Raw genomic sequence first — 10,825 nt, forward strand, 5'->3', positions numbered from 1 at the left:
TCTCTCTCCGCAGCGCGGTGACCGCCGTGGTGATCGTCATCCTCGTCGGTGCAGTCGGCGTGCTGTCCTGGTTCTACATTGGAGCGCGCGGCCAACTCGAGCAGAAGGCCCGTCAATCCGAAGACAACGTCCACGCCGAGAAGGTAGCGCTGCAATACGCGGGAGAAGCGGCAGCAATGAACTACCAGAACCTCAACGCCTGGAAGGAGAGACTCGTCGCCGGCACCAGTCCTGAACTGAAGGACAAGTTGTCCCACGCTGCCACGTCGATGGAACAGATCTTGGTACCACTGCAATGGAATTCAACCGCTCAGCCGTTGGCAGCGAAGGTTCGGTCCGTCGCCGGGGGAGCCTATGTCGTCGATGCGTTCGTCAGCGTTCTCACCAAAACCGCTCAGGCCACGGAGCCACTGCAGTCGACCGCCACCTACAGCGTCACAGTCGATAGCACAAAGGATTGGCAAATTACCGATGTCGGCGGTGTGGGCGACACGCTAGGGCAGAAGTAGAACTCTCGAAGAGGCGATTGATCATGAATCGAGTTATGCGGCCAGGCGTAGGTGGCGGCTGCCAAACCCTTCGCCACGCGAATGGGTCTGCCGCGCCGCGTGGCCAGAGGAAGGCGAGCCGCCATGGTCGCCGTGTCGCCTGGTTCACGTGGTTCTTCGTTGTCGTGTCCGGGCTGTCAGTGGCGGTCGGGCCCAGTTCGCGAGCCGATCCGTCCGATTACGCGCGCCCCCCCGTGCCGCTGCCAGTCATCACCCCAGCGGCGTCGGGTTGGCAGCCGAAATATCCATTTCCCTACGACCAGACGAGGAATAGCGTTACCGACGCTGATATCAACGCCGAGCGGGAGATGTGTCAATGGTTCAATGCTCAATATAGCGAGTTGATGCGCCAGATCAATAGGTTCCAATTCAATCGAATCACACCCAATGGGCCCGGGGTGATCTCGGGTATCGGTTCCGACTGGGATTACAGCATCGGCGACCTTCAGCAACAGGCTGACATAGTGACGACCAACATCGATCAGTCGGTAGATTTTCTTGCCCCCCGCGCTCAGGCACTTACTCAGTCGATCAACCACTCTGGAGACGTCTACTTTCCGATCTATGAAGGTGAGAGTTTCTACCTGCTGTGGCAGCACCTGTCCAACGTCAATGCGGGCATCAAGAGTCATCAGCCCGACTGGTTCACCGTTCCGTCGGTTCAGCGGGTGTTGCGGTGGGGCAGCAGAATTCATCGTTCGAATGTGTGCGATTAGGAGCTCATTCAAGCGGTCGTGATGCGCAGTCATCGTCGGTAACGGGCAGAGAGTTCGGATGCAGTGATCGGCCCCGATTGATGGGTTCGCGAAGATCTTCAACGAGTTGGCGGCACCGGGCCTACTGAGTGTCATATCGGAATGAAAAGAGAATTGGTGAGTGTGATGGGCCGACGTCGTTGCCGTTCGCAGCTCGAGGACTGTCCGGGGGACGAGGGTGCCACCCGTCACGTGTTCGTATGGAAGTGGTGGGCGGTGGTGACCTCGGCAATCATGCTGGTATTCACCATCGTGGCGACTGCGCACGCGGAACCGGCTGGCGATGCTGCCGTCACGGACCCATTCCCCGACATGGCACATGTCTTTGCCTGGTACGACGAAGTCGAGCCCGACCGCTTGTTCCTCGCTGATCGCCCAGGCGTGTGGTTCTTGTCGCCTAGCGGACTCAATTGCGGGATATGGGACAGAGGAAGCTTTGGTTGCACCGGAGACATCCCGGGTGCCCCCCCGGGGAGCAATCACATCGCGTGGTTCAACGGAAATCGGTCCGTTCACCACGGCTGGACCGCGGCCATTCAGTTTCCCGCAGGCCAAGCCGTTGAGACACTCCTCCCGCGCAGTTACGTCAGTTACAACTCAACGACGTGCGTCGTTAAGCCGGATAGCAGCGTCTATTGCGGGCACGGCGAGTTCAAATTCTTGATGACGGCGACGGAAACGTGGTTCAAGGGTTACGACGAGAGGGCCACGCGCGTGTGCCTCAGTTACGGCTCGTGTTGACGCAGGGCGCGCCGTCGGTGGGCCGCGACGTCGCCAATTCCCGTTAGTGGCTCGCGCAAGGCTTCGACGGCTCGGAAGCGCGTAGTTGGTCTTCGAAAGGAGTTTAAATGCCAAGGAATTCACCTGCAGAGTGCGAGGGCAGCTCGGCCCGCCGAGGTTGGAAGACACCGGCGCGCTCGGTAGTGGCGTGCGCGTTGGTCTTCAGCGGTGGAATGGTAGTGACGCCTTCCGCGCACGCGGATTTGTTGACCAACGTACGAGATGCGATCGTGAATGCGCGCGGGGGGACGTCATGCCAGCCATTCAACTACGACCCGATCCTCGAGAAGGCAGCCGGGATCGTCAATCAGTCGACCGATGACTACATCGACCATCTTTCGACCTACCAGCCGATAACCGACCCGATGCCCGGACTCAAGGATCTCGGCTACGGCGGCTCCAAGGCAGCACTACTTCAGGGTGCTCTGAGCGATGAATCTCTCTCCATAAAGGGTGCAATTTTGGAGGGTCACGCGGCAATCCCGAATTGTTCGTTCACCGACTTGGGGATAGACGTACGAACAAACGAGGCGACCGACAACATACTCATCGTCTATCTGCTCGCTGGAGCCTGACGGTATTTCTCGCCTCGTAACAGCAGCCCGTTCACGTGCCGCTCCACACTGCCTTGGGAAGGGCCCCAATGATTCGTTTCCAGCTCGTGATGATCGCATGCGTCATCGGCGTTTCGTCGATCTGGGCGCCCCCAGCCGCTCGCGCCGCGGACAACGTCACCTACGAGATCGTCTCGAACGACGTCGCGGCGGCGAATATCGAGTACTTCGACTTCTCTGAGCGAAAGATGCTCTACGCAGTACCGCTGCCATGGCGAATGGACGTGACGGTGCCCGACGCCCGCACCCCATCAACCGACGGCGCAGAAGTTCGTGCCGACTGGCGCCCCCGCGTATGTGATGGGCGTGCTTTATGCCCGGAGGCCAGGCCCAACCATTGGGTCACGGTGCGAATCTACCTTCGCGGGAAGATCATCTGCGAAAGCACTCTCGACGTGGGAAATGCATCCTGTTACGGCAGTACGCCGTTCAAATCTGATGGCTAACGGAGGCTTACCCGTCTACGCCTGGCGCGCCCCCGCCGAGCGCCGTAGGCAGACGTTCGCCGTCGGGTAGTGCTTCCCCAGTCCTGACCGTGATGTGCTCGGACAAAAGCCAGCGACCCTCCTCGCGCCGCAGGTGATCGTGATATCGCCCCACGAAGGACATCTCGGCTGGCCCGTCCTGAGGCACCAAGGACACGATGACGTCGCTCCAAGCTCTGGCCTCATCGTCGTGTATCTCGATTACCGGCGCGAAGACGAAATGTTTGATCCCGTGTGGAGTGGCGGGTTGAGTTGCAGGTAGCCCGTCGATGATCGCCTGTCGCCCGCGAAACGTTTGACCCGCCCACGGCAGCACACCGTCGCTGCAGAACAATCCCGCAAGGTCGGTCCATCGGCGCTCGTCAAGGAACTGAGCGTGCAACGCAATCAGCTGCCGGATCTCTTCGTGATCGTCCACTGTCATCCTTCCGTCCGCCAGCTGCACGGCGTCTTCGTAGACGACCTCCGAACGGCGGCGTCTGCGCAACCCGATCGCGTTGAGCATCGAGTGCCGCGCGGTGCGAAGTGCTAGGCCTCGCCTCATGGCAGCACCGGGAAGCGGTCGATGGCCTATCTCGAGCAGCTCACGCTGTGATTGCTGAGTCATGTTGAACGCTAGGCGATTACGCGTTTTTTGGCAAGGTCAGGCGCGGCGTATTTGGCGGCAGTGATCCGCCGCAGTTCGGCGTCGCCGGATACGGTTACGGCGTACCGCCTCCTGCGTTCGACCGCGGGGACCGGGTTCACCTACGTCACCCGCAAGAATCGGCGCAACGATCCCGTCCGGTTGGTGCTCAGGAAGTACGACCCGGTGCTCCGCCGTCACGTCGACTTCTGCGAGGAGCGGTGATTTTGTCGCCAAATGGTGGGGATCGAATCGCGGACGTTCCGCTCCGACCGACTCGACGAGATGAACTGCGGGACCGTCGAACTCAGCGTGCCGCTGCACCGCGACGTCATCCAGATCGGAGCCGGCGGCGACGCCGAGATCGGGAGGATCCGGGTCAGCAAGGGCGGCGGACGATCTCGGTGATCCGTGTCGACGGCAGGCCCATTCAGGTCGACATCGCGGCAGACGGTGTGGCAGCCTCCCACGTGTTCGACGAGCCGGTGTGCGAGCTGAAGCTCACGCGAACCGCCGACCACGGCGGTGGAGCGCGCTGGGGGTCCGTCGGTAATTTCATTGCGGCCAAGCACATCCCGGACGTCAAACGGTTCGCCGATATCATCAGGACCTTCGCCATGGCGAAGCAGCGGAGGGCTCAGCACTCGCACCGCGGGTGACGCGACCACCGGCGGCTGGTCGTCGAACCGGTGCGGACGTCGAACTCCAGGGTGGTGTCGAGGGTGGGCGGTGGATCGCCCGCACTGCGCGGGTCATCGGACTCGTGGACGGCCCGGATGACGCGGTCGACCTGGCTCAAAGCCAGTGCGGCGGTGCCGAGCATGGTGGCCCGGTCTGCGCTACCGACCGCGTCGCGCAACTGGGCGGCCACGGCGGGCCATGCCGCGTCACGGTCGCTGCGATACAGGTCGGCGCAGCCAAGACAACTGGTGACGCCGGGGATCACCAACGGGCCGACCAGTCCCGTCCCGTCCCGTACGCGCACCGGCAGATGCGGTATCCGCGCCAGGTGCAGGTCCCGCAGCAAGTGGGGATCGGCGATCAGGAAGTCCGACAGCACGACGAGGTCCGTCGTCCCCGGCGTGACGCCCGCGTGGTTCAACCTGCTCTGCCTGACCCGTGCGCCCGAACACCGCAGGGCGCTCGCGAGCAGATCCGACAAGGGACCGCGGCCGTGGATGCGGATGGAGGCCGACCGGGTGTGGGGAGGCGTGGCAGTCGCCAGGCCGCCCTCGACGAGGGAGGTCACCAAATCCGTCATCGCCGAGGCGTCGACGACACCGCGGTTCACGGCCAGCGCTCGCAGTTCGGTTGCCGTCACCCCGGACTGCATGGCGCGCAGCAGATCGGCGAGGGCGGCGGCCGACAATCCGTCGGGCGGCTCGACGAGCATCGCGCGCCGCGGGTCCCAACCCACCTGCACGACGCCATCGGGCCTGACGAGCACCGGCATGGCCGGGTTGAGCGTGTGGCTCGACATGCGCCGACTGTGCCACGGGAGGCCGGTGGCGCGTTTTAGTTATCCACAGGGCCTGCGTCGGGGCCCTTCTCGTCGTTGAAGTCCTTCTCGAGATCGGCGAGCGCCTGGTCGATGCCACTGGTGTCGCCGCCCATGACGCGGTCGATGAAGCCCGCGGGTTCGTCGAGATCCTCCGCGCCGGGCAGCAGATCGGGGTGCTGCCAGACGCCGTCGCGGGCGTCCGCGCCGACCGCTTCGGTCAGCCGCTCCCACAGCACGGCGGCTTCCCGCAGCTTGCGGGGCCGCAGTTCCAGGCCGACCAGTGTGGCGAACGTCTGCTCGGCTGGGCCGCCCGTGGCGCGTCGGCGGCGCAGCGTCTCACTGAGCGCGGAGGTTCCCGGGATCCGGTCGCCGAGCGCATCGGACACGACGGTCTGCACCCAGCCCTCGATGAGGGCCAGCAACGTCTCGAGGCGTTCGAGCGCGGCGATCTGTTCGGGTGTCGACTTGGGCTCGAAGATGCCCTGATTGAGCAGTTGCTCCATCGCCGTCGGGTCGGTGAGCGACGCGGGGTTGAACCCCTGCGCGAAGTCCTCGATGCCGCTCATGTCGACCTTCATGCCGCGGGCGAAGGCCTCGACGGCGTTGAGCAGCTGGGTCGACAGCCACGGCACGTGACTGAACAGGCGGTGGTGGGCGGCTTCTCGCGCGGCGAGGAACATCATGATCTCGCTGCGCGGCTGCTCGAGCCCCTCGGCCAGGGACTCGATGGCCTCTGGCATCAGGGCTGCCACGCCCTTGGGGCCAAGCGGTAGTCCGATGTCGGTGGAGGTCAACACTTCTCGCGACAGCGTGCCGAGGGCCTGGCCGAGTTGTGAGCCGAAGGCCATGCCGCCCATCTGCGTCATCATGGCCAGTAGCGGCCCCGCCATGGCCTTGGCTTCCTCGGGCAGGGCCGAGGCCCACACCGTCGACATCTGTTCGGCCACCGGGTCACAGAGCCGCTTCCAGGTGGCGAGCGTGTTGTCGACCCACTCGCTGGGCGTCCACGCCACGGAGGTCGTCGTGCCAGAGGGCAGGGGAGTGACGCCGTCGAGCCACGTGTCGGCCAGGCGCACTGCGTCGGCGATCGCCGCACTGGTCTGTTCGGGCACCGGTTTGACGAACCCGATCGAGCTGGACGCCAGCTGGCGAGCAAGGTCGTAGTTGACGGCCCCGCCCTGTGCCCCGCCCGCCATCGAGGTGCCTGCCCCACTGAACATCTCGCCGAGCTTGGAGAAGATCTGGCCGAGGTTGTTCATGTCGAAGTCGCCGCCGCCGAGTCCGAACGGATCCGATGGCGACCCCTTGCTCGGGTCCTTCTTGCGGTCGTCTCGTTCGGGGTCGTCTCCCGAGGAGAAGCCGAAAGGCAGGTCAGACATGGCATCCACGGTACTCACCCGAGCGCCTGTTCGCGGGTTCGCGGGTCACGCTGAGAGTGAACCGATTGGCTGGCCCTAATGTGGGCACCGTGATGGCTGGATTGAACAGACGCGTGTTGACGCTGGTGGTGGCGCTGGTCCCGATCGTTGCCTTCGGTCTGCTGCTGTCCGTGGTGACGGTGCCGTTCGTGGGTCTCGGTCCAGGTCCGACGTTCAACACCCTCGGCGAGGTCGAGGGAAAACAGGTCGTCGACATCAAGGGCACCGAGGTCCATCCCACGTCGGGCAATCTCAATATGACGACCGTCAGCCAGAGCGACGGTCTCACCCTTGGCCAGGCGTTGCGGTTGTGGATGTCGGGCACTGAACAACTCGTTCCCCGTGACCTGGTCTACCCGCCGGAGAAGTCGAAGGACGACATCGACAAGGAGAACACCACCGACTTCAAGCAGTCCGAGGACAGTGCGGAGTACGCGGCGCTGGGCTACCTCAAGTATCCCCAGGCCGTCACCGTCCAGAACGTCACCGATCCGGGGCCGTCGGCGGGAAAGCTGAAGGATGGCGATGCCATCGATCTGGTCAATGACAAGCCGGTGGCCACCCTCGACGAGTTCACGGCCATCCTGAAGGCCACCAAACCCGGCGACGATCTGGTGATCGACTATCGGCGCAAGGACGGCTCCCTCGGCACGACGACGATCACGCTGGGCAAGAACGCCGACCGGGACTACGGCTTCCTCGGGGTCGGCGTGCTCGACGCGCCATGGGCGCCCTTCACCATCGACTTCAACCTCGCCAACATCGGCGGCCCATCGGCAGGCTTGATGTTCAGCCTGGCGGTGGTGGACAAGCTGACGACCGGCGACCTCAACGGTGGCAAGTTCGTGGCGGGCACCGGGACGATCACCGGCGACGGCAAGGTCGGCCCGATCGGCGGCATCACCCACAAGATCTACGCCGCGAAGGAAGCGGGCGCGACGGTGTTCATGGTCCCCGCGGACAACTGCGACGAGGCCAATTCGGCCCACGAGGACGGACTGCAGTTGATCAAGGTCGAGAACCTCACCGGCGCCATCGACGCCTTGAAGACCTATTCCGCCGGTGGCGAACCTCCCCATTGCTGAGAAGTCCCTTTGGGGCGGATGCGTAGAGTTATGGCACGTCGAATCGCGGCGTGATGACCGACTGGAGTTGACGAGTGGGGATGCGGCCCGCGGCACGAATGCCGAAGTTGACTCGACGTAGCCGGATTCTGATTGGGATCGCACTTGCGGTCGTCCTACTGCTGCTGATCGGACCGCGGCTGATCGATGCCTACGTCGACTGGCTGTGGTTCGGTGAACTCGGATATCGGTCGGTGTTCACCACGACCCTGGTCACCCGGCTGGTCGTGTTCCTGGTGGCGGCGGTACTCATCGGCGGGGTGGTGTTCGCCGGGATGGCGTTGGCCTACCGAAACCGTCCGGTGTTCGTCCCCGCTACGGGTCCCAACGACCCGGTGGCGCGCTACCGCACCTCGGTGATGGCGCGACTACGGCTCTTCGGCATCGGCCTGCCAGTGTTCATCGGATTGCTCGCGGGCCTCGTTGGCCAGACATACTGGATCCAGGTGCAGCTGTTCCTGCACGGCGGTACCTTCGGCGTCGCCGATCCCCAGTTCGGCATGGACCTCGGTTTCTATGCGTTCGACCTACCGTTCTACCGGTTGGTGCTGAACTTCTTGTTCGTCGCGACGTTCCTCGCGCTGGTGGCAAATCTGCTGGGCCACTACCTATTCGGTGGTATCCGACTGGCGGGGCGGACGGGTGCGGTGAGCCGCTCGGCACGCATTCAACTCGTCACCCTGGTCGGCACGCTGGTGCTGCTCAAGGCGTTCGCCTACTGGCTGGACCGTTACGAGCTGCTCAGTCACACGCGCGGCGGCAAGCCGTTCACCGGCGCCGGCTACACCGACATCAACGCGGTCCTGCCCGCCAAGCTGATCCTTCTGGCGATCGCCCTGATCTGTGCGGTCGCGGTGTTCTCCGCCGTCGTACTCCGCGATTTGCGCATCCCTGCCATCGGCGTGGTGCTGTTGCTGCTGAGCTCGCTGATCGTCGGCGCGGGTTGGCCGCTGATCGTCGAGCAGTTCAGCGTCAAACCCAATGCCGCGCAGAAGGAAAGCGAATACATCAGTCGCAGCATCACCGCGACGAGACAGGCCTACGGGCTCACCGACCAGTCGGTCACGTATCGCGATTACAGCGGCGACGCCGCGACGACCGCACAGCAGGTGGCCTCTGACCGGGCGACGACGTCGAACATCCGGCTGTTGGACCCCACCATCGTCAGCCCCGCGTTCACTCAGTTCCAGCAGGGCAAGAACTTCTACTCCTTCCCCGACCAACTGTCGATCGATCGATACAACGGCGCCGACGGCAATCTGCGCGATTACGTCGTCGCGGCAAGGGAACTCAACCCCGACCGACTGATCGAGAATCAGCGGGACTGGATCAACCGGCACACGGTGTACACCCACGGCAACGGCTTCATCGCGTCGCCGGCCAATACGGTGCGCGGCGTCGCGAACGACCCGAACCAGAACGGCGGCTACCCCGAGTTCCTGGCCAGCGTGGTGGGGGCCAACGGCAGTGTGGTGTCGCCCGGACCCGCACCGCTGGATCAGCCGCGCATCTACTACGGCCCGATCATCGCCAACACGGCCGAGGACTACGCGATCGTGGGCAGGAACGGCACGGATCGCGAGTACGACTACGAGACCAATACCGACACGAAGAACTACACGTACGGCGGGACCGGCGGCGTGCCGGTGGGGAACTGGCTGTCGCGAAGCGTGTTCGCGGCGAAATATGCCGAACGAAACTTCTTGTTCTCGAACGTGATCGGCGACAACAGCCGGATCCTGTTCAACCGTGACCCGGCGCAGCGCGTCGAGGCGGTCGCCCCGTGGCTGACCACCGACACCAGCGTTTACCCCGCGATCGTGAACAAGCGGATGGTCTGGATCGTCGACGGTTACACGACGCTGGACAACTACCCGTACTCGGAGTTGACGTCGCTCTCATCGGCGACCGCCGACTCGACAGAGGTGGCGCTGAATCGGTTGGCCCTTGACAAGCAGGTGTCCTACATCCGCAACTCGGTGAAGGCGACCGTCGACGCCTACGACGGCACCGTCACGTTGTATGCGCAGGACGAGACCGATCCGGTGCTCAAGGCGTGGGAGTCGGTGTTCCCCGGCACGGTCAAGCCGAAGTCCGACATCTCGCCCGAGTTGCAGGAGCACCTGCGCTACCCCGAGGACCTGTTCAAGGTGCAGCGCGCGCTGCTGGCGAAGTATCACGTCAACGATCCGGTGACGTTCTTCTCGACGTCGGACTTCTGGGACGTGCCGTTGGACCCGAACCCGACGGCCAGCAGTTTCCAGCCGCCGTACTACATCGTGGCGAAGGACATTGCGTCCAACGACAGTTCGGCGTCGTTCCAGCTGACCAGTGCGATGAACAGATTCCGTCGTGACTTCCTTGCGGCGTACATCAGCGCGAGTTCCGATCCGGCGACGTACGGCAAGATCACCGTGCTGACCATTCCGGGTCAGGTGAACGGGCCCAAGCTGGCGTTCAACGCGATCAGCACCGACACCGCGGTCAGTCAGGACCTCGGCGTCATCGGGCGCGACAACCAGAACCGCATCCGCTGGGGCAATCTGTTGACGCTGCCGGTGGCGCAGGGCGGATTGCTGTACGTGGCGCCGGTCTATGCGTCGCCTGGCGCCAGCGATGCGGCGTCGTCGTATCCGCGCCTGATTCGGGGGGCGATGATGTACAACGACATGGTCGGTTACGGTCCGAGGGTCAGCGACGCGCTGGACGAGTTGTTCGGCGCCGGCGCGGGAGCGACGGCGACCGGCCCCGCACCGACGGATCTGCCGAGCGGTCAACCACCCGCGGCGAACCCGCAGCCGGGCCAACCCCCGGCCACCCCGCCGGCCAACCAGCAGGGGCGTGCTCCCGAGGTGCCCGTCCCGGTGGCGGTTCCCGGTGCGGTGACTCAGCTGACCGCGGCGAAAGCTGCCGCACTGCAAGGGGTTCAGACCGCTCTGGACGCGATGCAGGAGGCGCAGCAGACCGGCAACTTC

General features: G+C 64.1%; 12 protein-coding genes. 9 read left to right on the forward strand and 3 right to left on the reverse strand.

The window, feature by feature from the left end; all coding sequences use genetic code 11:
* The 4 genes from QOD90_RS16215 to QOD90_RS16230 all read left to right on the forward strand — a co-directional run.
* On the forward strand, positions 1 to 509 hold a 509-nt coding region (locus QOD90_RS16215), incomplete at its 5' end, for a hypothetical protein (RefSeq protein WP_526351458.1).
* A 164-nt stretch (positions 510 to 673) separates the two neighbouring features.
* Positions 674 to 1,264 carry a hypothetical protein gene (locus tag QOD90_RS16220; protein WP_526351460.1) on the forward strand — a complete coding sequence of 197 codons (591 nt, stop codon included), beginning with the start codon at positions 674 to 676 and terminating at the stop codon, positions 1,262 to 1,264.
* Positions 1,265 to 2,262: 998 nt separating this feature from the next.
* The gene (locus tag QOD90_RS16225) at positions 2,263 to 2,658 is read left to right on the forward strand and encodes a hypothetical protein (RefSeq protein WP_526351462.1); all 396 of its coding nucleotides are present in this window, start codon (positions 2,263 to 2,265) and stop codon (positions 2,656 to 2,658) included.
* Between the two features lie 68 nt (positions 2,659 to 2,726).
* A complete protein-coding gene (locus QOD90_RS16230) occupies positions 2,727 to 3,143 on the forward strand; it encodes a hypothetical protein (protein ID WP_526351464.1) in 417 nt (138 codons plus the stop codon).
* A gap of 7 nt (positions 3,144 to 3,150) precedes the next feature.
* Here the strand turns inward: QOD90_RS16230 and QOD90_RS16235 are convergent, their stop codons facing one another.
* Positions 3,151 to 3,726 carry a nuclear transport factor 2 family protein gene (locus QOD90_RS16235; protein ID WP_526351465.1) on the reverse strand — a complete coding sequence of 192 codons (576 nt, stop codon included), beginning with the start codon at positions 3,724 to 3,726 and terminating at the stop codon, positions 3,151 to 3,153.
* 174 nt (positions 3,727 to 3,900) lie between these two features.
* On the opposite strand from QOD90_RS16235, the gene rpmG reads away from it, so the two are divergent.
* From rpmG to QOD90_RS16250, 3 genes are read left to right on the forward strand one after another with little or no spacing between them, the layout of a single operon-like run.
* Positions 3,901 to 4,032, forward strand: coding sequence for a 50S ribosomal protein L33 (gene rpmG / locus QOD90_RS16240; protein ID WP_526351477.1), 132 nt, complete (start codon positions 3,901 to 3,903; stop codon positions 4,030 to 4,032).
* 12 nt (positions 4,033 to 4,044) lie between these two features.
* Positions 4,045 to 4,215, forward strand: coding sequence for a hypothetical protein (locus QOD90_RS16245; protein ID WP_526351467.1), 171 nt, complete (start codon positions 4,045 to 4,047; stop codon positions 4,213 to 4,215).
* Positions 4,212 to 4,466: a hypothetical protein gene (locus QOD90_RS16250; RefSeq protein ID WP_526351469.1), complete on the forward strand. Its 255-nt coding sequence runs from the start codon at positions 4,212 to 4,214 to the stop codon at positions 4,464 to 4,466. The genes QOD90_RS16245 and QOD90_RS16250 overlap by 4 nt, the downstream gene beginning before the upstream one ends.
* On the opposite strand, the gene QOD90_RS16255 is transcribed toward QOD90_RS16250, so the two are convergent.
* Together QOD90_RS16255 and QOD90_RS16260 are read right to left on the reverse strand one after the other, a co-directional pair.
* On the reverse strand, positions 4,445 to 5,287 hold the full coding sequence (locus tag QOD90_RS16255; RefSeq protein ID WP_526351471.1) for a bacteriocin biosynthesis cyclodehydratase domain-containing protein: 843 nt from the start codon (positions 5,285 to 5,287) through the stop codon (positions 4,445 to 4,447). The genes QOD90_RS16250 and QOD90_RS16255 overlap by 22 nt on opposite strands.
* A gap of 35 nt (positions 5,288 to 5,322) precedes the next feature.
* The gene (locus QOD90_RS16260) at positions 5,323 to 6,687 is read right to left on the reverse strand and encodes a zinc-dependent metalloprotease (RefSeq protein WP_526351473.1); all 1,365 of its coding nucleotides are present in this window, start codon (positions 6,685 to 6,687) and stop codon (positions 5,323 to 5,325) included.
* A gap of 101 nt (positions 6,688 to 6,788) precedes the next feature.
* On the opposite strand from QOD90_RS16260, the gene QOD90_RS16265 reads away from it, so the two are divergent.
* Both QOD90_RS16265 and QOD90_RS16270 read left to right on the forward strand, forming a co-directional pair.
* The gene (locus QOD90_RS16265) at positions 6,789 to 7,811 is read left to right on the forward strand and encodes a YlbL family protein (protein ID WP_526351479.1); all 1,023 of its coding nucleotides are present in this window, start codon (positions 6,789 to 6,791) and stop codon (positions 7,809 to 7,811) included.
* A 74-nt stretch (positions 7,812 to 7,885) separates the two neighbouring features.
* On the forward strand, positions 7,886 to 10,825 hold a 2,940-nt coding region (locus tag QOD90_RS16270), incomplete at its 3' end, for a UPF0182 family membrane protein (protein ID WP_526351475.1).

The organism is Mycobacterium sp., from assembly GCF_032161845.1.
Lineage (GTDB): Bacteria > Actinomycetota > Actinomycetes > Mycobacteriales > Mycobacteriaceae > Mycobacterium.

Excerpts from the sequence above, each read along its gene's own strand:
- QOD90_RS16255 (WP_526351471.1), bottom strand. The coding sequence starts at position 5,287 with ATGTCGAGCCACACGCTCAACCCGGCCATGCCGGTGCTCGTCAGGCCC.
- QOD90_RS16245 (WP_526351467.1), top strand. The coding sequence starts at position 4,045 with ATGGTGGGGATCGAATCGCGGACGTTCCGCTCCGACCGACTCGACGAG.
- QOD90_RS16235 (WP_526351465.1), bottom strand. The coding sequence starts at position 3,726 with ATGAGGCGAGGCCTAGCACTTCGCACCGCGCGGCACTCGATGCTCAAC.
- QOD90_RS16230 (WP_526351464.1), top strand. The coding sequence starts at position 2,727 with ATGATTCGTTTCCAGCTCGTGATGATCGCATGCGTCATCGGCGTTTCG.
- QOD90_RS16260 (WP_526351473.1), bottom strand. The coding sequence starts at position 6,687 with ATGTCTGACCTGCCTTTCGGCTTCTCCTCGGGAGACGACCCCGAACGA.